This window comes from Chryseobacterium sp. CBSDS_008 (assembly GCF_049959325.1).
Lineage (GTDB): Bacteria > Bacteroidota > Bacteroidia > Flavobacteriales > Weeksellaceae > Chryseobacterium.
Map to the genome: position 1 here is coordinate 3,395,920 of NZ_CP188202.1, position 23,690 is coordinate 3,419,609.

Genomic DNA, 23,690 nt, shown 5'->3' on the forward strand with positions numbered 1-23,690 from the left:
TGTTGCAAATTTAATAAAACCTTTATTAATACTGGATTTTTATTTTTCATATTCTTGTCTTAGTCTTTAGAAATACAGTTATTCTCACTTTTAGTTCATTTGTAGATAAAATATCAGATTAATTACATTGTCTTTGATGTTACTTCAAATTTCTTAGAGTTCAACTAAGCGTCCAATGATAATTGATTGATTATAGGAAAATTCATTCTTTTTTCTATGAATTTATTGTTTATAAAAAGTTAATTTTTCAGATTTACATTGTATAAAATGAACAAAAAATTAAGTTAGGGAAAATTGAGGCAGTATTTTATGAAGATAATATAGTTGTTGAAAATTATAAAAATATAGACGTAAAAAAACGTTCATTTTTTGTCGTCTCACCTTGTATATTACCTCTAGAAATGATCTTTTCCCTATCTAATATCTCGTAACGATTATCATCTATGTGAATTGAAAATCTGTTATTCCCACAAGTAATTAAATGGAAAATTTCATTTTTAGGAAAGCCATTGGAAGCTATTATAGTTTGTTTACATTTTTTATCTTTCGATTTTGAGTATTTATATCTAGAAGTATTATTTAATGGTTCATTAATAATTTCAATACATTCTAATTTTTCAGGTGTTGAAGTATTTTTTATAATAGTCGTTGATACTCTTTTCTCAATAATAAGAGGCAGAGATTTATAAATATAAATATCTTCATAATAATTAGCATTATTACCTATTTCTAAGTTTAAGATAATATAGTTTTTTTCATATAATACTTGAGCATCAATCTCTTCGGTAATTAACTTATTTTTAATAGGTTGAAAAAAATCTATAGTTTCGTTATTATTAATTGTTAACAAATATTTATCTGATATACTGATACTAATAGTATCATGTTTCTCAATAATTGAATCATTAGTTGATAAATTAAATTTTTTCTTACAGCTGAATAAAGTTAATGAAGTAAGAAGTAGTGTAAATTGTAAGATTTTTATATTATAATTTTTCATATTGATTTTTCATTTTTGTATGATATTTATTTATTTCATAATCAGGTCCATTATAAAGTTCAGCTATTTTATCCCAGTTTTTTTCTTTCATTGCCTTTATCATAGAAGCACCTGTAACATCTTTTAAATAAACTTTAAAATAAGCAAAATGTTGTACTTCACACATATTCATAGCTTTCTCCATTTCAATAGGAGAAGTATATAAATAATTATAATATTTACCCATTACCTGAAATTTTCCCCAAGAGCAACTCTTTATTGCTGAGTCACTATCAATTTCTTTTGCCTTTTTCAATTTTTCAAATTGCTCTTTTTCAGAACCATAACTTGCATTTTTATCTTTATATGTACCGATATTGTGTACTAAATCAGGCGTGTTTTTTTTCAAATTATTTAGCTCTTCTTGTGTTTTTATTTTTTTCAAAAAACGATACATATAATGTCTTTCATAAAGGATTTTTGCTTTTTGTTCGCCATTTACATTTAGAAAGGACTTTCTTCCTCCTGACTCAACAATTGCAACAGCTTTAAAAACTTTTGCTTCCACGCCAATGTCTTTAGCCAAACTTTCAAAATGCTTATCTGTAACAGCATTTCCTTTTCCATTACAAGGTGTATCAACTACACTTTGCAAATAACAATAACATTTAGTAGTATTTTTCTTTTCTTCTTTCTTCTCTTGTTTCGGTTCTTTCACCATCGTTGCACTTCTTCCACTCTCCACCTTTGTAGGCTCTGCATCTGCACTCACAGGTATTACCTCAGATGTCACAGAGGTATCATGGTGGATTATTTCAATAAAATAATCCTGCCTGCTGCTGTCAGTGCCACCATCTTTGGCTTTATCAAACATTGGATTTGTAAGTTGTACATGATTGATGTAATTGTTGTCACCAATTAAAATACAATCTTTCTCAAAGATCAAATCATTAGCCCATTTGATATTATCTTCTTCCCATATTTTTACCTTCACTTTTTTGTCTTTCATCTCCTTGGCAACAATCTTTATTCTTACAGTAGTTCCTATTTTCGAAGAGTGAAGCCTGTTCCCATTGTTATCTACAAATTCAGCACTCAGGATTTTTCCTTGGGGGTCATCACTATTTTTTCCGCCTGTAGTTACCGGGAATTTTGAAGAATCGGATTGGGGTTTGGGTTTCTCAGAGTCAAGTTTGGTTGGTGAGGGAGTGTGCCCTTTAGGCCATTGTCTTTGTCTTGGAGGCTCTGGGTTGTGAGTAGGATTAACTACATTTACGTTTGGACTTGCTTTTTGTATATGTTTACTAACCACATCAGCCGTTACATAATATTCGTGGGTTGCTCCTTCACTTTTATCACCTGCTGCAGTGCGTGTATTGGCAATCAGTACAGCCATCGTATAGAAAGGTAATCTGAAAACAACTTCTGCTATCCCTTTCTCATTCACTCTACTAAGTACAGGAACAGGATTAATTCTATTCAACGCATTTACTGTAGGATTGTGTCCTTCTCCCTGAGCATCATCTTCCCAAAGAGTAAAAGCAATATTCATCTCGAACATTTCTACACAATATGCCCTTGCAATAATGGTATCTTTATAGCTTAACTTTTTTCCTTTTGGAATAGCTTTATAATTGACATCGAGAAGTTCCACCTTAGTTATTTTAGGTTCTTTTGCCCGTTGCGGATGTACAATAAGCTCTGCATAATCCTCTGCTTGACGTGCAATGATCTTTATTCCTCTATGCAATAGGCTTTTCTGTCCAAAGGTAAAAGGTACGGTTTGTCCCTCTTTATCACTTCCTCCTTTTCTCCAACCTGTTTTGGTATGTATCATAACTTCCCAGTGTGTTTTCGAAACCTCCAATGGATTTTTGATGGGCTTAAGGAGATCCAGCCAGTCGTTTACTGAAGAAATGGTGTACATTTCTTTTGTTCCTATCACAGGTTTATCACTTCCTATGATGATAAGTTTTTTATTTTCTGACATGATTTGTGTTTGTTTTATCCAAATGTAGGGATTTATTTCATGACCTTAGATCTTATATCTGTTTTATTATAACAAAAAAGGTTGACCATAAAATGATCAACCTTTTGCTTATTTTGTTACAAGTCCTTAGAAAGGATACTCATAAATTTCAGATTCGTGTAAGAATGGGTTTCCTGTAGGGATCAACTTCAGTTTAGATAAAGCTGAAAGTACAGTAAACATAAATAATCCAACTACGAACAGGATTGCTCCAAGGATTAACAGGAATACTTCAGGAGTGTTCCAGTATGGTCCTACTGTTCCCGGCATTACCATGTTGAAGTAGTCTAAGATGTGTCCTAAGATCACTACGACTGCCATTGTGGTAACTACTTTGTAGTTTCTCTTGATGCTGCTGCTTACTAATACCAATAGTGGTAATAAGAAGTTGATGATCAGCATCGGTAAGAAAGTAGGAGAGTAGTGCTGGAATCTACCGAAGAAGTAGTTAACCTCTTCAGGCACGTTGGCATACCAGTAAAGCATGAACTGAGCAAACCATGTATAGGTCCAAAGCATACTTGTAGCGAAAAGGAATACTCCTAAATCGTGTAAGTGGTTATCATTGAACTGTGGTAAGAAACCATTTTTCTTAAGATAAACACTTAATAAAATGATTACAGCGATACCACTTGAAAGGCAGCTAACCATTGAATACCAGATATACATTGTAGAATACCAGTGAGGGTCAATAGACATCAACCAGTCCCAAGCCCAGGCTGCAGAAGCAAATCCGAAGAATGCGATATATCCTACTGCCCATCTGTAAAGCATTTGATACTCTACTTTAGACTTCGTTTCGTCTACTTTCTTAGACTGAGCTTTTAATTTCCAGGCGAAGAAAGAAGCACCAATCACATAGATTAAAGTTCTTACTGCGTAGAAAGGAATATTTAAGAATTTTTTCTTCTCGAATAAGATCACATCAAAATGCGGAGAATCCGGGTTTGTCAATTCAGGGTCCATCCAATGGAATAAATGACCATTATGAGTGATGTTTAGGATCATCAGGATTACTAAGATCGCACCACCATAAGGGATGTAAGAAGCAATAGCTTCCATTACTCTTGTAATGATGATCGGCCATCCTGCGTGGGCAGCGTGCTGAATAGAATAGAAGAACAATACGCAGCAGCTTACTCCAAAGAAAAATACAGCTACAAAATGTATTGCTGCTAAAGGCTGGTTGTGTACCTGCAATGTAGCGTGCTCAAGGTGGGCAGCGTGATCCTGAGGTCCAACCATTTCACTTGAGTGTGTAGGAGCAGTATGACCTGAAGCATGAACAGCTTCCATCATTTGTTCTATTTTCTCAGTAGAAATTCCTTTGTTCAAAAAGAAACCAATACCGAAAAGAACTAAACCTACAACAAGAAGTATTATAGATGTTGATTTTAATTTTGGTGAAAAACTATACATTTCTTTTCTTATTTTTTAGTTTCGGTAGTCGTTTCAGTTGTTGCTGGTGCCGCCGCTGTAGCTGCTGCCGGTGCTGCTGCTCCTTTTTTGAAAGCACTCATCACATACATGGCTACTCTCCATCGGTCTCCTGCGTTCAATTGTCCCGCATAAGATCCCATGGCATTTCTACCGTTTGTTAATACATAATGAACAGATCCTACAGTAATTTCTCTGTCAGCATAGTTGGGGACTCCAGAAAATGCTCCACTTTGTACGATAGGCCCTTGTCCATCACCTCCCGTCCCGTGGCATGCCGCACAAGTGTGATCAAACAATATTTTACCTCTTTCAAGATCCTTCGCTGCATTAGCCGGATTCAAAGGAGATACGGTAAGTTTTTTAGAAGCATCATACCCAGCGTTGTACTCGTCAACATTTTTAGGTAATAAGCTTTCTTCAAAAACACCGTCTTTATTCTGAGGAACTGATCCTTCTACCGGAGAAAGACCTGTTGCACCATTATTTTTAACAAAAGCAGGAATTTCATTTTCATGATCTGAATAAGCATCCTGAGCTTTCATCAATGGATCATAAGCTACCGGAAAATACATATCCGGGAAATATACCAGCGGAGTGTTCTCCTTTGGTCCGCAAGAGTTAAGTAAAACTGTTGTTAAACCTAAAACTGCTGTAATTTTTAATACATTCTTTTTCATTTTAAGCGTCTTTAACAGTTATTTCTTCAACTCCAGTTTCAATAAGCAACTGCTTTACAGATTCTACATCTTCAGTTACAAATTCCATCATGAATTTATCATCAGTAGTTCTTGGATCAGGATTCTGAGCCGGAGCTCCCGGATACATTTTGTTTCTAACCAGGAAAGTTAAAGACATCATGTGAGCGGCACAGAATACCATTAATTCGAACATTGGAACTACGAATGCCGGCATGTTGTGTCCCCAGTCAAAAGCTGGTTTTCCACCAATATTCTGAGGCCAGTCGTGGTTCATTACATACCAGGTTAATGTAGCACCGATAGTAACCCCATAAAGAGCATATAAGAATGCGGCATCAGAAATTCTGGTTTTCTTTAAACCCAAAGCTTTGTCTAGCCCGTGAACCGGAAACGGAGTATAAACCTCGTTTATTGCGATTCCTTTATCGTTGAATGCTTTAACGCCGTTCATTAAATCGTCGTCGTCAGCATAAAGTCCGTATACAATTTTAGTGGTGCTCATCTCCTTCTTTTGCTTTATAAGTTTCACCTGAGATTTTCAAAATCGATTTTAATTCAGCCTGTGCAATTACAGGGAATGTTCTTGCGTATAATAAGAATAATACAGAGAAGAATCCGATTGTTCCTAAGTATACACCCACATCAATGATCGTTGGCTTAAACATAGTCCATGATCCTGGTAAGTAGTCTCTTGAAAGGTTGATAACGATGATATCAAAACGCTCAAACCACATACCGATGTTGATGATCAATGCAACAATGAATGTCCAGATAATGTTCGTTCTTAGTCTCTTGAACCAGAAAGAAGCAGGAATAACAAGGTTACAGATGATCAATGACCAGAATGCCCACCAGTAAGGTCCTACAGCAGCACCCGGAGAAAGATATGTAAAGTCTTCAAATCTAGATCCTGAGTACCATCCGATGAAATATTCAGTTGCATAAGCTACCGTTACCATACCACCGGTTAAGATGATTACGATGTTCATAATTTCGATATGATACATGGTAATATATTCTTCTAAGTGACACACTTTTCTTGCAACCAGCAATAGGGTCTGTACCATTGCAAATCCTGAGAAGATTGCACCGGCAACGAAGTAAGGAGGATAGATCGTTGAGTGCCATCCTTTAATTACTGAAGTTGCGAAGTCAAAAGATACGGTTGTGTGTACTGAGAATACAAGTGGAGTTGCCAAACCTGCAAGAACCAAAGAAAGCTCTTCGAATCTTTGCCAGTGTTTTGCTTTACCACCCCAACCGAATGCAAGGAATGTATAAATTTTCTTAGTCCAGGGAGTTTTAGCTCTATCTCTGATCATTGCAAAGTCAGGGATTAGTCCCATGAACCAGAATACCGTTGATACTGAGAAATACGTGGAGATCGCAAATACGTCCCAAAGTAGAGGAGAGTTGAAGTTCCCCCAAAGAGAACCGAATTGGTTTGGTAAAGGGAATACCCAGTATCCAACCCAAACTCTACCCATGTGGATTACAGGGAAGATTGCTGCCTGTACAACCGCAAAGATCGTCATCGCCTCTGCAGATCTGTTTACAGACATTCTCCAACGCTGTCTAAATAATAATAATACTGCGGAGATTAGGGTCCCGGCGTGACCGATACCTACCCACCATACGAAGTTGGTAATATCCCAACCCCAGTTAATAGTTCTGTTAAGCCCCCATGCTCCAATACCTGTCCCGATAGTGTAAGCGATACAGCCGAATCCATAGAGGAATAGAACTAGTGCAGCATATAATGAGATCCACCATAATTTACCTGCTCTTTCTTCGATAGGTCGTGCGATATCTTCTGTAATATCGTGATAAGTTTTGTGACCAATAATTAGAGGTTCCCTTATCGGAGCTTCGTAATGTCCTGACATTTTTTACCTATTTATTATTTAAACTTTATTTTTCTACTCTGTTTCTTACTTTAGTATGATAGAACACGTTTGGTTTTGTTCCGATCTCCTCTAGTAAATAATATCTTCTGTTAGATGCATATTGCTCTCTGATTGAAGAATCTTTATCATTCATGTCTCCAAATGTCATTGCACCAGTAGAACAAGCTTTAGAACAGGCAGTCTGGAATTCTCCATCCTTCACTCTTCTTCCTTCTTTCTTAGCCTCAAGAATAGTATTCTGAGTCATTTGGATACACATTGAACATTTCTCCATTACCCCTCTAGTTCTTACAACTACGTCCGGGTTAAGTACCATTCTTCCTAAATCGTTGTTCATGTTGAAATCGAACTTGTCATTTAGGTTATACGTAAACCAGTTGAAACGTCTTACTTTGTACGGACAGTTGTTTGCACAATATCTTGTACCGATACATCTGTTGTAAGCCATATGGTTTTGACCTTGCTTACCGTGTGAAGTAGCCGCTACCGGACATACTGTTTCACATGGAGCGTGGTTACAGTGCTGACACATTACTGGTTGGAAGATTACATCTGGATTATCAGCCGGGTGATTCAATGCCCCTCCATCTCCGAATGCAGTACCATACAATTCAGGTACAGCCATTCCTTCTTTTAATCCTTCATATACTTCAACTTTCTGTCTTGAAGAGTAGTAACGGTCAATTCTTAACCAGTACATATCTCTGGACATTCTTACTTCTTCTTTACCTACTACAGGAACGTTGTTCTCAGCCTGGCAAGCAATGATACATGCTCCACAACCTGTACAAGAGTTCAAGTCGATAGATAAGTTGAAGTGAGGTCCGTCTGTATCATCGAAAGCATCCCAAAGGTCAATTTTTCTTGCCGGAAGTGCTCCGCTAATCGTATGGTATTCCAAAGGCTTGTTCCATCCTTTGTGCTCATCATCAAAAGCTACATTAATGAATTCAGCCAAAGGAACTTCCTTCGCGATTTCATAACGACCCATTAATGTATTCTGAAGCTGAATACCTGCAAATTCGTGGTCTTCTCCTGTTTTCTCGATTTTAACCCCTGAAAGAACAAGGTTGGAACCATCGAATAAAGGATAAGCATTTACACCGGTATCTGCAGTTGCTCCCGAATTTTTCTTACCATAACCAAGTGCAAGACCTACAGATCCTTCAGCTTGTCCTGGTTGTACGAATACAGGAACGTTTTCTATTTTAACTCCGTTTACAGTAAGATTTACAATAGAACCGTCCAGCTGCATTCTCGCGTTAAGATCGTTGTCAATTGCAAATTTCTCTGCGTCTTTAGGAGAAATTGTAAGGTAGTTATCCCAAGACATTCTTGTGATCGGGTCAGGTAATTCTTGCAACCAAGGATTGTTTGCCTGAGTACCGTCTCCCATTGAAGTCTTAGTGTATAATACTAATTCTAATTCAGAAGGTTTAAAGTTTCCTAGTTCAGCAACAGCCTGAGCAGCATTTCCACCTGCATAAGCAAGAGAAGTTGCATTCGTAGAAGCGTTGATACCGTTATACAATGCTTTATTGAAAGAAGTACCACCTAAAAGAGAAGCAGAGCTTGCTTTTAAATAATCGTAGTAGTTGTTTGCTGCATTGTTTTTACCATTCTTCCAAACCAATAGAGACTCTTCAATCTGTCTTGATTTGTAGATTTTCTGAATAGTAGGCTGCATTAATGAATATACTCCTGTCTGTGGTTCGATATCTCCCCAAGACTCCAGCCAGTTAGCTACCGGAATTACAGCTTTCGCTGCTTTGTACATTTCATTTTTCTTATCTGCTACAGCAATTACGTAAGGAACTTTTGATAAAGATTTCTTGAAATCTTCTCCTTTTGGATGAGAGTAGATAGGGTCTACGTTGTTGGTAATTAATACACCAACTTGTCCACCGTTTACCCATCCTAAGAATTCCTGGTATCTTGCACCGTCAAATTCTTTCAGGAAGTTTGCTTTCCCTGTGAAAGCTACTGAACCTAATTTTTGGTTGATTAAGTGTGCTAAAACCTGTGCTCCTTTAGAACCGTCAGCAAAAACAACAGCTTTGCTTCCTTTTGCTTTCAATTCATTAGCAATTTCGGTTGCAGTCTTATCAGAAGTACCACCCCCTACGATTGCGTTGTAAACCTCAACTAATGTTTTGTTTACAGCACTTGGTTTTAATCTGTATCTTGAGTCAGCATTAGCACCGGTTAATGACATGTTAGATTCCACCTGGATGTGTCTCAGCATGTTTGGTCCCGGCTTTCTTGCCGCTGCATAAGAAGTTTCTAAGCTTGAAGCATTATAATCTCCTAAGAAATCAGCCTGGAAAGAAACCACCAATTCAGAACCTTTAAGGTCATAAACAGGTAATGCTCTTTGTCCGAATACTTCCTGAGCTGCATCTAATTGTGCAGAGTAAGGGAAAGCATCATAAGTTACTAATTCAGCTGTAGGATATTTAGCTTTGAATTCAGCGAATAACTTTTTGAAAGTTGGTGAAGCAAAAGAGTGTGATAAAACCACAATTTTTTTGCCTGACGCTTTAGCTTCTTCCAAACCTTTGATAACGAAACTGTCTACTTTGTCGAAAGTTTCATCTTTACCGTCTAGTTTAGGCTGTTTTACTTTATCGTTATCATAAAGAGAAAGTACACTTGCCTGAGCTCTTGCGTTAGTTTTACCTAAATCACCACCAGCCGGGTTGGGTTCAATTTTGATGGGTCTACCTTCACGGGTTTTTACCAAAACACTAGCAAAGTCGAAACCGTCAAAATAGGTTGAAGCGTAATAATTAGGGATTCCCGGAATAATGTCATGCGGCTTTACCACATAAGGAATCGTTTTGATTACCGGAGCTTCGCAGGCAGCTAATGTAACTGCTGCTGTAGAGAATCCTAGTAATTTAAGGAAGTCTCTTCTTGAAGTACTTGATCCGTTTTTCTCAGCATCTCCAAGGAAATCTTCTACCGGAATTTCTTCCTGAAACTCTTTCTGAGCCAGCTTATTATTCAAAGCCGGATCTTTAAGTTCATGAATACTTCTGAATTGTATTTTGTTTGAAGCCATTTATACTTCTAATTTTTTAGTTATTAATAATGACATTTACCACACTCAAGACCTCCAATTGCATCTACAGTGATCTTACCTCCATCCTGAGGATATTGTTTTTTCAACTTGTCATGTAGATTTTTGAAGTATTCTTTATTATAACCGTTGTTCATATCAACTTCAGTCGTTCTGTGGCACTCGATACACCATCCCATAGTAAAGTCGTTAGCCATCTGAACAACATTCATTGTATCAATTTTACCGTGACAAGCTTTACATACAACATCAATTTTGTTGTTAGGATTCTTTTTGTTGAAAGAATTGATGATCGCTTGTTCTCCAGCAATTACGTGCTGCGAGTGGTTGAAGTAAACGAAATCTGGCATGTTGTGGATTCTTGTCCATTCCACCGGCTGTGTTTTTCCTGTGTACTGTTGTTTTGCAGGATCCCAACCTGTTGCTGCGTAGATCTTCTGGATTTCTCCGTCATAGAATGCCTTGTCTTTTCCTGGCTCCATGTAGTGATCTGCGTTGTATTCAGAAATTGTTCTGTGGCAGTTCATACAAACGTTCATAGAAGGAATTTCAGATACTTTTCCGTATTTAGCACTGGAGTGGCATAACTGACAGTCAATTTTCTGTTCTCCAGCGTGGATTTTATGAGAGAAGTAGATAGGCTGTTCTGGTTTGTACCCCTTGTAAACCCCGATCCACATTAACCAGTTCCATACCCCGTAAGCCGCTAAAATAGCAAGAATTGCCAATAAACCCTTACCAATGAAGTGGAACTTCTCATACATTTCACTGAAAGAACGAACTCTTGTCTCGTTAAGTCCGGCTAAGTCCTCAGACTGACCCAGTTTTACCAATTGTCTTAGTTTTACCAAGATCCAAACCAGTAAACCTGCGATTGCTAAAAGTGAAATGATGACAACGTTTGTAGTAGTTTTGTCTGCAGGAGCTGCCGCAGTAGCGTCAGTTGCAGGAGTTGCTTCCGGTTTTTTCTCCTCCGGAGCAGGAGGGTTAGTTGTGAAAGCTAAAATGTCGTCAATATCCTTATCTGTAAGATTTGGAAAGACCTGCATTTCAGTCTTGTTAAACTTTTCAAAAATCTCATTGGCGTATTTATCCCCAGAAGCCCTTAGAGCTTTGTTGTCTTTGATCCACTTGTGAAGCCAATCTTTGTCTACACCACCTTCTGTCTTTACACGTTCTACAACCCCCTTTAATGGCGGGCCTACAACTTGTTTGTCCAGCGCGTGACATGCAGTACAATTCGCTTTGAAAAGTTTCTCTCCGTTTTTAGGATCGCCGTCTTGCCCGTAAAATGAAGCACTGGTTGATAGCAATAAGCCTATTGCGATCAACGTTTTTTTATAATGCTTTCTCCAACTAATCATTTAAATTATCTTATGTTAGTAAATTATTGAACATTCAATCAATTCCGCAAAAATAATATTTTTAACAGGAATTTAACGGTATATCGAAAAGGGAAAATATCATTTACGTTTAATTTGTATTGATTCTAAATAACCTGTTTGGTATAGTTTTTTAATTTGTATAAATTTGCGGAAACAAGTTTAAATGAGAAATCTAATCAAAATATTTTCGATATTATCATTATTTGGATTTTATAATATTGAGGCACAACAAGTTGTTAAAAAGGATACCCTGTCAGGAACGGAGCTTGTCATCACGATGGATTCCAAAATAAATGCTGCTTTGGAAGGAGTAGAAGGTAAATGTGCAAAAGTTACCCCAACAAATTCTTCTAAAGATTCCAGTAATAACGATAGTGGAATTTCTACAGGGATAAATACAAAACCCCCTAAGATCTTTGTGCCAAGCAGAGAACTTACAAATGCTGAAATTTGTAGAAAAAATCCTAGAATTTTAGGTTTCAAAATTCAGATTACAACAGTAAAAAGTAATGAAGAAGCTAATGAGGTAAAGTCTTATTTCAGAAAAAGATTTCCTAACCTGAAGGTAGAAACAGATGCGTCTTTAAGACCGAATTACAAGATTCTTGCCGGAAGTTATTTCACAAAACAAAGTGCCGCCGGTGATCTTTCCAGAATAAGGGAATATTTTAAATCTGCAGTAGCAGTGCAGTACAGGATCTTCTGTGCCGAAGCAAAATAAGCATGATTTATTTCAATATAAAAAAAACTGAGAATTTTTTTCTCAGTTTTTTTATTGGTAATAATTTTCCATGAACCAGAAAAATTCTGTCATTCTGAAAATATTGTTGACCAGCAGATATGTGAATAATATAACCAGGGTTAATGTTAAAAAGGACATGATTTTTGGTGATGATCTGTAAGCGTAAAAAAGCCATCCTAAAAGCAAAGGATATACAAAAACAAAATGTCCTCCGTAGATATAGGAAGTGTGAAGGCCAAACCTCATCAGACAATGGATGATAATATCCACCAAAAATGAAAGAGCTATCACCTGAACCCATTTATTTTTAAAATTTTTAAGATAACTCCAACTTATAAGGATCAATAATACGGCTATAAAAAAGTAAGGAAGTGGCGATGAATAAAGGCTCATATAAAGACCTTTAAAATTAAAACCTTTCATATTATGCTTGTCTGACATAATAAATCCGGGAAAAAGGATATTACCTCCGAAAAAGAACGAAAGAATCATGTCCCATGCCGGCATTGATTCTACATTTGAGAATTTTTCATACTGCTGATTTGTTTTTGAAAAAATATTCTGATATTTAAAATCAATTCTATTCAGATAAAGAAGTACAAAACAGATCACCGCGATCATTACTCTCAATACAGCATTTCCGAATTTTTTCCGGCTTCTGAAAAGGTCTTTTTCAAAAAGAAGAGGAATAAAAACTTTTACAAAATTGGTGATGGTAAGTCCTCCGATAGTAATGCCTGCCAGTGATAAAGCTGTTGCGGGCGTTTTCTCTTCTTTCTTTAATTTTATTGCTGCATAATGGTTGTATAATGAGAGTAAAAATAAAGTGTAGGTAAAGTTTTCCGGAGTAAAAGACAGGATAATGTTGGTTGAAAAAGCTCCAAAGAATAAGATGATTAGGATGCTTAACCATAATGGAAGGCAGATGATGTTCTTTAAATATTTGAAAACCTGAATGATATTCAATGTGATGATAATATTGCTCAGCCACGCCAGAGTGAGCCTGAAGCCGGCATCCATTTTTCCTCCTGAAATCCATAATGAAAACTCTCTTATCCAGTTAAAAAAATAGTAGGATAGGGGATGCCTTTCAAAGCTGCCTCCGGTCATGAGGACCGATTTATTATCAAAACTGAAATAAGCATCCCATGGAATCCTGTTGTCAAAAATAATCCTGTAATGAAGGGCAATATAAGATCCCAGAATTCCATAACAGATCAGGAAAAACAGGAATACAGCCAGTTCTGTGTAGGTGGAAGGAAAAACCAGTTTAAAAAAATGGGTGATTTTTGTTTTGATAAAAGACACGTGTCAGATTTTTTGCAAAAGTAAAATAAAAAAACCACCAAAAGTTGGTGGTTATGTAAAGATTGTATAAACGTTATTATTGTTTGATCACTTTTTCTGTGGTAGATGTTCCGTCTGCGAAGTCTACTTTTAACAGGTAAGTTCCCTTTGGAAGTGAGGAAATATCTAATCTTTCCGAAGTATTGGTAAGCAGAGATTTTCCACTTGCATCAAATACAGTGGCAGATTTGATTTTTTTGTCTGTTTTTATATTGATTTCTCCTTTTGTTGGATTTGGATAAATATCAGTAATTTCTTTTACTTTAGCATTTGTTTCCTGAGTAGATAGTGTAGCGCTTGATAAAACCTGTACATCGTCTATTGAAAGACTGTCTGCGTCATTGGCTACGTAATGGAACCTGAATTTAACATTAGCCTGCCCTGCGTATGGAGTTAAGCTAACTGTGATATCCAGTGTTTCATAATCTGTATAAACACCATAGTTTTCTTCAACCCATACCTGATTCCATGTGGTACCTCCGTCTGTGGATATCTCTACTTTTAAATCTCCGTTAGGATTAGGATCAACCATGTATTCATACCCTATTTTAGCCTTAAATTTTAGTACAGGATTAGTAGTTCCTACCAGACTAAAAGAAGGGCTTGTTAAATGTGCGTCCTGAGCCTCGGCAATCCATCCGATACCTGCAGATTTTCCACCTGTGATATTAAATGTAGCCTGTCCGGTTGCATTAAATATGATTGTAGTAAATCCCCAAGGTCTTGATGCTACGTTTGTCCCTGTTGTCCATCCTGTTGGAGGAAATATCGTACCCTGAAAAGTCTCTGAGAGAATCTGTGCATTCCCAAATATAAAAGAGACTAAGAAGATGAATAGTAATTTTGTTTTCATTTGGTTTACGTTTAAAGTTGATAGTAAAAATAATAAAAAAATGAAAATAATTACTTGTTTTTAATATTTTATGAAAATTTGTCAACTACGAACTGCATGAAAGCGTAGAGCATCCTGCAATATCGTCGAACCCCGAAGGTCTTTTAACAGAGAATTCCGGATATATTTCCTGGTACGGATTTTCAAGGGCTTCTGTAAGCTTTTTCAGCATTTCTTTTTTGCCATTACCGATCTCTTCAATGCATTCGTAAAGAAGATAATTCCGGAGGATAAATTTGGGGTTTGTTTTTTCCATCATGGCTAAAGAAGCTTCTCTTGAAATTGAGTTTAAGGCTAATCTTGCTTCATAATTCTTCATGAAATTAGTCAGTTTTGCCAGCTTTTCTTCATTCAGAATACTATATGACACCGCTTTAAAATGCTCTGATATGTTAGTATCCTGAGTTAGTTTTGCAAGTTGATTGAAAAATAAGGTGTAATCCAGCTGGAGTTCCTGCATCAATCCCTGCCAGCGGGTGAAAAATTCTTCGTCATCTTTTCGAAGCTGGTCAAACCCGAATTTTTTGCAAAGCATTTGATCATGAGCTTCCCAGAAATACGTTCCGAAATTATTTAAAGTATCCTCTAAAAATTTTTCATCTTTGATTAACGGATGAAGAGCATTGGCAAGCTGCCAAAGATTCCACTGGGCGATCTGGCCCTGCTTTCCGAATGCATATCTCCTTCCCGGAAGGTCTGTTGTGTTGGGAGTGAAATTCAGATCATATTCATCCATCATAGAATAAGGACCGTAATCGATAGTTAATCCCAGAACTGACATATTATCTGTATTCATAACGCCATGTACAAAGCCTACTCTGAACCATTCAACTACTAAGTTAGCGGTCCGGGTACAGATGTTTTCAAAGAATTCTTTGTATTTCTTACTGTCCGCAGATGTAATTTCCGGGAAATAGTTTTCTATGGTAAAATCGGCAAGCTCCTGAAGAGTATTGTATTCTCTTTGGGCAGACATCAGCTCGAAATGTCCGAAACGTAAAAAGCTCTCAGCAGTTCTGATAACCACCGCACCTTTTTCTAACTTTGGATTTCCGTTGTACATGATATCGCGCATTACATCTTCACCGGTAAAGGCCAGGCTAAGTGCTCTTGCTGTAGGTACTCCTAAGTGATGCATGGCCTCACTCATCAGGTATTCGCGTACAGAAGATCTCAATACGGCTCTTCCGTCAGCATGCCTGGAGTAAGGGGTTGCTCCGGCTCCTTTCCATTGTATTTCCGTCTTTTTTCCAGCTTCATTGGTTATTTCACCAGCAAGGATGGCCCTTCCATCTCCAAGCTGTCCCGCCCAGTTTCCGAACTGATGTCCCGCATAGGCTGTGGCATAGGTTTGAACGTTTTCCGGAAGGCTATTTCCAACCAGAAAGCCGAGATCTTTATCTTCAAATTTTCCTAATCCTATTTCTTCTGATAATGGTTCATTATAGGCAATCAGTGCAGGTTTATCAAAGCCGGCAGGCTTGATCGTGGCAAACAAAACCTTCGGAGTATTTCTCTGCATAGGGTTGTTGGAAAAATCACCGGGGAAAATCTCAATAAATGGCTGTCTGATACGTTCGATATTCATCCTTCAAAGGTATAAATTATAAAAGAAAAGACCTTCCAAATTATTGAAAGGTCTTGTGTATTTCTAAAAGAGAATTTATTTATTGAAATCTACTTCATCATTGGAATGAAGATTTTCATTGATATTGTCCTCTTTCTTTTCTGTTGGTTTTTTAGGAGTTGGATCTGCCGGTCTTGGATTTTTGATCTCATCGATCGTCTGAAGACTTCCATCGTCTCCATATCCTCCGCTTAGTCCTTTAAGATTTGAGCATCCGTCTTTCCAGTCTGAAGGCTTGACAAACTTATCATCAGGAGTAACACCTAAGCTCTTATCAGCCCATACTTTCTTCATGAAAATAGCCCAGATAGGTAATGCCATTCTAGCACCCTGACCTTCCCCTGTTCCAAAGAAGTGGGTTGCTCTGTCTTCCCATCCAACCCATGCTCCGGTTGCCAGTTTTGGTGTGATTCCCATAAACCATCCATCGGAGTTGTTCTGAGTGGTTCCTGTTTTAGCGGCAATTTCTACTGCTTTTGAGATTCCTCTTCTTCCTAACTCTCCGGAAGCCGTTCCGTATTGTGCAACACCTTTCATCAGTTCGATCATGGTGTATGCATACATTGGATTCATTACTTCTTTCGGTTCTACATTGACTTCTTTGATTACTCTACCGTTGGCATCTTCAATTCTCCAGATCATTTCCGGCTTATTGTAATTACCATAGTTGGCAAAAGTACTGTAAGCACCCAGCATTTCGTAAATTGTAATGTCTGATGAACCTAAAGCGATGGTATTGTTTCTTGGAATATCTTCTGTTACTCCCAGATCTCTTGCAGTCTGGATTACAGCATCCACTCCTGTCATTTCAATAAGTCTTGCCGCAACAGGGTTTTGGGAGTGTGCCAATGCATCTTTCAGCGTAAGCATTCCGCCTCTTCCCGGTACATGCCATCCGTTATGATCATAAGTTCCGTTAGAAACAGCCGAACACGGCGTCATTCCCAGTTTCATAATAGCGGTGGCATATACGAAAGGTTTGAATGTAGATCCTACCTGTCTCTTACCCTGCTTGATGTGGTCATACTGGAAGTGCTGCCAGTCTATACCTCCTACCCAGGCTTTTATTTCTCCGGTTCCCGGAACCATAGACATTAAACCTGCCTGTGCAATCTGTTTGTGGTATCTGATAGAGTCCCATGGAGACATTTCCACTTCTTCTTCTCCGCTCCATGTGAATCGTGAAGTTTTGATAGGTTTTTTGAATTCCATCATGATAGAATCTTCAGGCATTCCGTCAGCTTTCAACAGCTTATAACGGCCGGTTCTTTTCATAGCCTGCACCATCACGTCTTTGATTTGTTTATCATTCAGATAATAAAAAGGTCTGTTCTTTCTACCTCTCTGTTCTGCATCAAATCTCTTCTGAAGATCAGTTAAGTGTTCCCTGATTGACTCTTCTGCATATTTCTGCATTTTAGAATCAAGGGTAACGTATATTTTTAAACCGTCCTTATAAAGGTTTAGCTTTTTACCGGTTTCTTTTTCATGAGCTTCAAGATACTTATCAATCTCTTTTCTCAGATAGAATTTGTAATAAGCAGAATATCCGTCTGTGATACTTTTGATAGGATGGAAATCCACTTCTATCGGGGTATTGGCTGCTTTTTCATAGGTTGCAGCATCAATATATCCGGTTTTCTGCATCTGGTCCAATACTACATTCCTTCTTTCTTTAGCCTTTTCAGGATATCTGTAAGGATTATTTTTTCTTGGGTTTTCAAGCATCGCTACAAAGGTGGCGGCTTCAGGTAATGTAAGCTCGGAAGTCTTCTTGTTAAAGTACACTCTGGAAGCCATCTCAATCCCATTGGCATTGAAAAGGAAATCGAACTTATTAAAATAAAGAGTGATGATCTCTTCTTTGGTATATCTTTTTTCAAGACTTACTGCTACAACCCATTCTTTCAGTTTCTGGAATGCTCTCTGAACCTTGTTCTGAGAAGCGTTTCCTGTGAAAAGAAGTTTTGCCAGCTGTTGAGTGATGGTAGAACCTCCACCACGTCCGCCCCCATAAGCTACGGCTCTGGCAACAGAATATAAGTCGATTCCCGAGTGTTCTTTGAAACGTTCATCTTCTTTAGCCTGCAGGGCATAAATAAGATAAGGAGGAAGATCCTTGTAAACGATGGGCTGGGTTTTTTCTTTTTCGAATTTACCCAAGGTTACTCCGTCTGAAGAAATGATCTCAGAAGCAACAAAGATATCCGGGTTTTCAAGTTCTTTTACATCAGGCATTTCCCCAAGAAATCCTTGAGAAACCGAAAAGAAAAGTCCTGAAATTCCCAGAACTACTGCAACAAGTCCGATCCAAATGAACGAGACCCATTTTCTCCAGGAGGTATCTTTCTTTTTCTTGGGAGGGAGAGGAAATGTTTTCCCCTTATTTCCTGCATTTTTTTTGTTTTCTTCCATTTATCGTTACGGTTTAGCCGTTTCTATTTTTACCCCAATATCCTCAATTCCCGGAAGGTTATCATTTCTCATCGCCTGGGTAAGACCGATTTCATATTTTCCTTTTCCCGGAAATTTGTAATTTAATTTATACTGAAACAAAGTTTCCTTCGTATCACCAAACCCTGTACCAAGCCATTCTCCATTTGGTTTTGCCAGTACATAATTCAGGGTGTCTGTTTCCTTTTTTTTGTTCTGGAGATTGGTGAAATTCACTATAAACCTTATATTGCTGTAAGGATAATTATTGTTGTTTCTTACGACAAATATAATATTTTTAGGATTCTGCGGATCTGAAATTTCAAGATTAAATTTTTGCTCACTTTTCTTATTCCACTTGTTGTCAACGGAGTTCATGATGACGTCTCCTCCTGAGGAAGAGTTGCAGCTAAAGAAAAGGATAAGTGAAAGTAATCCTAAAGTTTTACGCATTATTATCTTTTTTTGGAGGATATTTCTTTTTGAATTTCTTCTTGTTTGGGTTGTTCTGTGGCTTTTTATCGGCATCAGAATTATTTACTGCTTTTTCCACAGGTGCTTTCTGCTGTGGATGTTGCTTTTGTGGTTTGGTCTGATTTGCAGAATGAGCATTTGGGTTTTCGGTTTTTTCAGATCTTTCCGGTCTTTCCTGTTTCTCCGGTCTGCTTCTTTTTTGTCCCTGTCCCTGTCCTTGTGGGCTGTTATTTTGCTTGTTCTGATTGTTTCGGTTCCTGTTTCCTCTGTTTTTCTTCTCAAAACGATCCACATTGTTTTCCTGGATCAAATCAATAGTGTGGACAGAAGTTTCAGGCTGTTTAAGATCTTCGAGAGGAAGTGTTTTCTCTCCTTTTCTGTTCTTTGCAATCAGCTTTTTAACAAGATCAATATCAAAATCATACCATGCCATAGAGCTATCTACATAGGCAAACCACATTTTCTTTTTGAAAACATCAATTTTGATACAGAATGCTTTTCCTTTTTCTGTTTCCAAAGTCGTAGAAGAAGAAGGGAAATTGCTTAAAGCATCCAGATAGCTGTCCAGCTCATAATTAAGGCAGCATTTAAGCTTACCACACTGTCCTGCCAGTTTCTGAGGGTTGATACTCAGCTGCTGATATCTTGCAACGTTTGTATTTACAGACCTGAAATCTGTAAGCCATGTAGAACAGCAAAGCTCGCGTCCGCAAGATCCGATTCCGCCTACTTTTGCTGCCTCCTGTCTGAAACCGATTTGTTTCATATCGATCTTGGTACGGAAAGCGCCGGCATAATCTTTGATTAATTGCCTGAAATCTATACGGTTATCAGCGGTGTAATAAAACGTGATTTTTGAAGAGTCACCCTGGTATTCCACATCGGTAACTTTCATTTCAAGCCCTAATCTCTGTGCTATTTTTCTTGCTTCAAGTTTTACACTCTCTTCTTTTTTTCTTGCTTCCTGCCATACCTCAAGATCTTTTTGGTTGGCCTGTCTGTATATTTTAAGTGCCAATTCTTCAGAAAACTTTTTCTTTTTCATCTGAATTTTTACTAATTCTCCCGTAAGGCTTACAACGCCTACATCGTGTCCCGGACTTGATTCTACTGTAACTACGCTGCCAATATGTAAAGGAATATTATTTACATTTTTATAAAACGATTTTCTGTCATTTTTAAACCTAACTTCTACAAAATCACACCTGTTTGGTGCCGGATTGTTGATGTTAGAAAGCCAGTCAAAAACACTTAATTTATAACTATTCCCGCAGGTATTTACATTTTCACAGCCATTTGCGGTTTTTTTAGGGCCGCAAGAATGTGCAGAATCGCCGGATGTTTTACATCCACAACTCATATTACTATTATTTATTAATCTGCAAATTTATGTATTTTTATCTTTATGCCATTCTAAAATACTTAAATAACCTGGATTCGAGATAAAACATTTCTGTATTTCGAAGAAGAATGAACGCTTGAGGCTGGATAAAGCCCGAAATAAGGGGATAAAAGAATGTGCATTTTTTTATTTAACATTTATTACCATTTTACTCTTCTGTTCTGTTTTTTGGGTGCGCGACAGCTTAATATTAAACAATTGTTTGAAATTAAACAGTAAAACAAATGTTTATGTTAAATGTTTTTAACCCTTTAATAATGATTGTTTTTCCTTTATTTCTTTCAAGGTATTATTTTAAACATAGTTTTCTTTTAAGATATTGTTTAAAATATTAGCAAATATTAACAGGCGTATTCAAAATAATTTTATATTTGGCTTATATAATAATAGTCTATGAAAAAAATATTAGTATCAACTGCTTTATTGGCGGGAGTTCTATCTTACGCAGGAGGCTTCAGAGTTTCCCTGCAAGGGGTAAAACAATTGGCAATGGCGCATACTAGTGCTCATGCCGAAGACGCGAGTGTGACATTCTTTAACCCGGCGGGTATGTCATTCATCCCTTCCAAACTGAGTGTAGTGGCAGGAGGGTTTGCTGCAAGTAACAAGGTTACTTTTCAAAACTTCAATACTTTGCAAAGTACAGAAACAGATAACCCTGTAGGAACTCCGTTCTATGCTGCGATTACTTATAGACCAATAGAGAAGCTTACCGTGGGTCTTAGTGTAACAACACCTTTTGGAAGTACAATCAAATGGCCTGAAAACTGGGAAGGTAAAGAAATGGTTCAGAAATTAGAACTGAAAAGTTTCTACTTCCAGCCTATGATCTCTGTGAAGTTAGCTCCTTGGGTATCTTTTGGTGCCAGCTATATTTATGCAAAAGGAGTTGTAGACTGGGATAAAGCGGTAACACAATTTGGAGGACAGGTTAATATCAATGATAAAAAAGCAAGCGGACACGGATATGGTTTCGGTTTCTATTTCAGACCTGATCCGAAATTAGACGTAAGTATTGCTTACCGTTCAGCAATAGATATGAAAGCTAAAAACGGGACTGCTACATTCCAGTTCCCATCTCAATCTATTTACAACCAGCTGAAGCTGAATGCTGCCGGACAGGACGGATTTTCAGCAACACTTCCATTGGTTGAAGAATATACAATCGGTTTAACTTATAAAGTGACGCCAAAATGGCAGGTTTCTGCAGATTTTAACTATCATGGATGGGAAAGATACAGCAAACTTACTTTAGATTTCGACAACGCCCCTATTGGAAATAATCCGTCAGATCCAACTGTTCTTACAAATCCTAAGAACTTCAGAAACTCTAAAACATTCAGACTGGGAACTCAATATGCGTTTACCAATATGATCTACGGGCGCTTAGGAGCTTATTATGATGAAGCACCTTATACTACTGACAATTTTATTCCGGAAACACCTTCGTATGATACGTATGTGGTAACAGGAGGGATAGGCTTTAAGCTGAAACAATTCGGAATTGATATCGCCGGAGGATATGCAATGCCTCAATACAGAAATGTAAATAATGCTAATTTAGGTTTCTATGGACAGTCTAAAGCAACAGCATTCTACTTAGGGTTAGGTTTATCTTATAATCCATTTTAATTTTAGAAGACTATGAAAAAAATTATAATATCGACAATTGCAGTTTCTGCACTTCTTTTTACAGTAACAAGCTGTAATACGGATTTCGATACGGATGTGAAAGATATTCCGGTAACAAAAGGAGAAGCAGATTTTTCAAAATATATATCATTAGGAAACTCGCTTACTTCGGGTTATCGTGATGGCGCCCTGTACAGCAGCGGCCAGAATGAATCTTATCCAAGCATGATTGCTGCGCAGATGAAGCTTGCGGGTGGAGGAGACTTTAAACAGCCATTGATGCCTAATGATGTAGGCGGATTTAACAATCTTCCGGGATTTCCTGGAAAGTTAACCCTTCAGGTGGTTAATGGGTCTTTGTCTCCGGTACCAAGCGCTCCTGCTGCTGCATTAGATGTATTGTCTGGCGGTGGTTCTTATAATAATATGGGGGTTCCGGGTGCGAAATCATTCCACTTGGTGGCTCCTGGCTATGGTAGTCAGGCAGGTCTTGCAACCGGCACGGCTAATCCCTATTTTGTAAGATTCGCTTCTTCTGCTACAACAAGTGTGCTGGCTGATGCCATGGCTCAGAAAGCGACATTCTTCTCTCTTTGGATAGGAAATAATGATGTATTATCCTATGCTACCAACGGAGGAACAAACTCCCAGACAATAGGAGGGGTTACAACGTATACTGCTGCCACGGTTCAGACAGGAAATACAAACCCGACAACTTATAAATCGAATGATATCTCCGATCCTGCACTTGTTGCCGGATCTATTAAAGCGGTTTTAGACGGTCTTAAAAGTGTAGGAACAACAAAAGGTGTTATTGCTAACATTCCTTCAGTTACTTCCGTACCTTTTTTTACAACAGTTCCGTATAATCCTTTGACACCTGCTGTTTTGGGTTCAAACTTGACAACTCTTAACACAAGCCTGTATGGTCCTTTGAAGCAGGCGCTTACTGCTTTTGGAGCTGGAGATAGAATTAATTTACTATCTGCAACCGGTCCAAACCCTGTTTTAATTAAAGATGTTGCTCTGACGGATTTATCAGCTCAGCTTACCGTTGCTTTAACTCCATCTCTGGGCGCACTTACGGCAGCTGCTTTTGGTCAGATCTTCGGACAGGCAAGACAGGCAACAGCAGATGATTATATTTTGCTTACGACTAGTTCTGTGATTGGAAGTACTGCAGCAGGAGCTCCGGCTCCGGTAAATGTGTATGGAATTTCTTATCCATTGCAAAACCAGCATGTGCTGACAAAAACAGAGGCCGGCTATGTGAAAACTGCAACAACGGCGTATAATGCTTCTATAAAAGGGCTTGCTGATTCCTATGGACTTGCGTTTGTAGATGCAAACAGTAAAATGGTTGAACTGAATGCGCAGTCAGGAATTTTATTTAACGGAGTAAGATATACTGCGAAATTTGTTACAGGAGGAGCTTTCTCTTTAGATGGAGTTCACCTTACAGGACGCGGATATGGTATTGTTGCCAATGAATTTATTAAGGCGATTAATGCTAAATACAAGTCTACACTTCCACAGGTAGATCCGAACAAATATTCAGGAGTTAAGTTCCCTTAATAATTGATAAAATAAAAACTTAGAAACCACAGGAGTAAATCTTGTG

Annotated in this window: 17 protein-coding genes; 3 read left to right on the plus strand and 14 right to left on the minus strand. The window is 37.8% G+C overall.

What is annotated here, in order from left to right; all coding sequences use genetic code 11:
- Window positions 1–334: 334 nt before the first annotated feature.
- From ACP3T3_RS15435 to ACP3T3_RS15470, 8 genes are all read right to left on the minus strand, one after another.
- The gene (locus ACP3T3_RS15435; RefSeq protein WP_426476709.1) at window positions 335–1,000 is read right to left on the minus strand and encodes a hypothetical protein; all 666 of its coding nucleotides are present in this window, start codon (window positions 998–1,000) and stop codon (window positions 335–337) included.
- Window positions 987–2,969, minus strand: coding sequence for an N-acetylmuramidase domain-containing protein (locus ACP3T3_RS15440; protein WP_426476710.1), 1,983 nt, complete (start codon window positions 2,967–2,969; stop codon window positions 987–989). The genes ACP3T3_RS15435 and ACP3T3_RS15440 overlap by 14 nt, the downstream gene beginning before the upstream one ends.
- A gap of 126 nt (window positions 2,970–3,095) precedes the next feature.
- On the minus strand, window positions 3,096–4,427 hold the full coding sequence (locus ACP3T3_RS15445; RefSeq protein WP_426476711.1) for a quinol:cytochrome C oxidoreductase: 1,332 nt from the start codon (window positions 4,425–4,427) through the stop codon (window positions 3,096–3,098).
- Window positions 4,428–4,435: 8 nt separating this feature from the next.
- Window positions 4,436–5,125: a c-type cytochrome gene (locus tag ACP3T3_RS15450; RefSeq protein WP_167027527.1), complete on the minus strand. Its 690-nt coding sequence runs from the start codon at window positions 5,123–5,125 to the stop codon at window positions 4,436–4,438.
- 1 nt (window position 5,126) lies between these two features.
- Entirely contained in the window at window positions 5,127–5,648 is a 522-nt protein-coding gene (locus ACP3T3_RS15455) for a DUF3341 domain-containing protein (protein WP_034691794.1), read from the minus strand.
- Window positions 5,635–7,032: an NrfD/PsrC family molybdoenzyme membrane anchor subunit gene (nrfD, locus tag ACP3T3_RS15460; protein ID WP_034691792.1), complete on the minus strand. Its 1,398-nt coding sequence runs from the start codon at window positions 7,030–7,032 to the stop codon at window positions 5,635–5,637. The genes ACP3T3_RS15455 and nrfD overlap by 14 nt, the downstream gene beginning before the upstream one ends.
- Before the next feature lie 25 nt (window positions 7,033–7,057).
- Window positions 7,058–10,117, minus strand: coding sequence for a TAT-variant-translocated molybdopterin oxidoreductase (locus ACP3T3_RS15465; RefSeq protein ID WP_426476712.1), 3,060 nt, complete (start codon window positions 10,115–10,117; stop codon window positions 7,058–7,060).
- Between the two features lie 23 nt (window positions 10,118–10,140).
- Window positions 10,141–11,499, minus strand: coding sequence for a c-type cytochrome (locus tag ACP3T3_RS15470; protein WP_047426932.1), 1,359 nt, complete (start codon window positions 11,497–11,499; stop codon window positions 10,141–10,143).
- A gap of 184 nt (window positions 11,500–11,683) precedes the next feature.
- On the opposite strand from ACP3T3_RS15470, the gene ACP3T3_RS15475 reads away from it, so the two are divergent.
- Window positions 11,684–12,241 (plus strand): SPOR domain-containing protein, encoded by a 558-nt coding sequence (locus ACP3T3_RS15475; RefSeq protein ID WP_426476713.1) that lies wholly within the window; start codon window positions 11,684–11,686, stop codon window positions 12,239–12,241.
- Between the two features lie 51 nt (window positions 12,242–12,292).
- Here ACP3T3_RS15475 and ACP3T3_RS15480 read toward each other — a convergent pair whose 3' ends face one another.
- The 6 genes from ACP3T3_RS15480 to ACP3T3_RS15505 form a co-directional block, all read right to left on the minus strand.
- Entirely contained in the window at window positions 12,293–13,570 is a 1,278-nt protein-coding gene (locus ACP3T3_RS15480; RefSeq protein WP_426476714.1) for a DUF6080 domain-containing protein, read from the minus strand.
- Window positions 13,571–13,646: 76 nt separating this feature from the next.
- Window positions 13,647–14,462, minus strand: a complete 816-nt coding sequence (locus tag ACP3T3_RS15485) for a T9SS type A sorting domain-containing protein (protein WP_426476715.1) — start codon at window positions 14,460–14,462, stop codon at window positions 13,647–13,649.
- Between the two features lie 85 nt (window positions 14,463–14,547).
- Entirely contained in the window at window positions 14,548–16,089 is a 1,542-nt protein-coding gene (locus tag ACP3T3_RS15490; RefSeq protein WP_426476716.1) for a protein adenylyltransferase SelO, read from the minus strand.
- Between the two features lie 75 nt (window positions 16,090–16,164).
- Entirely contained in the window at window positions 16,165–18,543 is a 2,379-nt protein-coding gene (locus ACP3T3_RS15495; protein ID WP_426476717.1) for a transglycosylase domain-containing protein, read from the minus strand.
- 6 nt (window positions 18,544–18,549) lie between these two features.
- Entirely contained in the window at window positions 18,550–19,014 is a 465-nt protein-coding gene (locus ACP3T3_RS15500) for a gliding motility lipoprotein GldH (RefSeq protein ID WP_426476718.1), read from the minus strand.
- The gene (locus ACP3T3_RS15505) at window positions 19,007–20,395 is read right to left on the minus strand and encodes a PSP1 domain-containing protein (RefSeq protein ID WP_426476719.1); all 1,389 of its coding nucleotides are present in this window, start codon (window positions 20,393–20,395) and stop codon (window positions 19,007–19,009) included. Before ACP3T3_RS15505 ends, ACP3T3_RS15500 begins: the two co-directional genes overlap by 8 nt.
- A 435-nt stretch (window positions 20,396–20,830) precedes the next feature.
- Here ACP3T3_RS15505 and ACP3T3_RS15510 point away from each other — a divergent pair, with 435 nt between their 5' ends.
- A complete protein-coding gene (locus ACP3T3_RS15510) occupies window positions 20,831–22,069 on the plus strand; it encodes an OmpP1/FadL family transporter (protein ID WP_426476720.1) in 1,239 nt (412 codons plus the stop codon).
- A gap of 12 nt (window positions 22,070–22,081) precedes the next feature.
- Window positions 22,082–23,644 (plus strand): G-D-S-L family lipolytic protein, encoded by a 1,563-nt coding sequence (locus ACP3T3_RS15515; protein ID WP_426476721.1) that lies wholly within the window; start codon window positions 22,082–22,084, stop codon window positions 23,642–23,644.
- The last annotated feature ends 46 nt before the right edge of the window (window positions 23,645–23,690 follow it).

Coding starts and splice junctions, on each gene's coding strand:
- ACP3T3_RS15435 (WP_426476709.1), bottom strand. CDS start 1,000: ATGAAAAATTATAATATAAAAATCTTACAATTTACACTACTTCTTACT.
- ACP3T3_RS15440 (WP_426476710.1), bottom strand. CDS start 2,969: ATGTCAGAAAATAAAAAACTTATCATCATAGGAAGTGATAAACCTGTG.
- ACP3T3_RS15445 (WP_426476711.1), bottom strand. CDS start 4,427: ATGTATAGTTTTTCACCAAAATTAAAATCAACATCTATAATACTTCTT.
- ACP3T3_RS15450 (WP_167027527.1), bottom strand. CDS start 5,125: ATGAAAAAGAATGTATTAAAAATTACAGCAGTTTTAGGTTTAACAACA.
- ACP3T3_RS15455 (WP_034691794.1), bottom strand. CDS start 5,648: ATGAGCACCACTAAAATTGTATACGGACTTTATGCTGACGACGACGAT.
- nrfD (WP_034691792.1), bottom strand. CDS start 7,032: ATGTCAGGACATTACGAAGCTCCGATAAGGGAACCTCTAATTATTGGT.
- ACP3T3_RS15465 (WP_426476712.1), bottom strand. CDS start 10,117: ATGGCTTCAAACAAAATACAATTCAGAAGTATTCATGAACTTAAAGAT.
- ACP3T3_RS15470 (WP_047426932.1), bottom strand. CDS start 11,499: ATGATTAGTTGGAGAAAGCATTATAAAAAAACGTTGATCGCAATAGGC.
- ACP3T3_RS15475 (WP_426476713.1), top strand. CDS start 11,684: ATGAGAAATCTAATCAAAATATTTTCGATATTATCATTATTTGGATTT.
- ACP3T3_RS15485 (WP_426476715.1), bottom strand. CDS start 14,462: ATGAAAACAAAATTACTATTCATCTTCTTAGTCTCTTTTATATTTGGG.
- ACP3T3_RS15490 (WP_426476716.1), bottom strand. CDS start 16,089: ATGAATATCGAACGTATCAGACAGCCATTTATTGAGATTTTCCCCGGT.
- ACP3T3_RS15495 (WP_426476717.1), bottom strand. CDS start 18,543: ATGGAAGAAAACAAAAAAAATGCAGGAAATAAGGGGAAAACATTTCCT.
- ACP3T3_RS15500 (WP_426476718.1), bottom strand. CDS start 19,014: ATGCGTAAAACTTTAGGATTACTTTCACTTATCCTTTTCTTTAGCTGC.
- ACP3T3_RS15505 (WP_426476719.1), bottom strand. CDS start 20,395: ATGAGTTGTGGATGTAAAACATCCGGCGATTCTGCACATTCTTGCGGC.
- ACP3T3_RS15510 (WP_426476720.1), top strand. CDS start 20,831: ATGAAAAAAATATTAGTATCAACTGCTTTATTGGCGGGAGTTCTATCT.
- ACP3T3_RS15515 (WP_426476721.1), top strand. CDS start 22,082: ATGAAAAAAATTATAATATCGACAATTGCAGTTTCTGCACTTCTTTTT.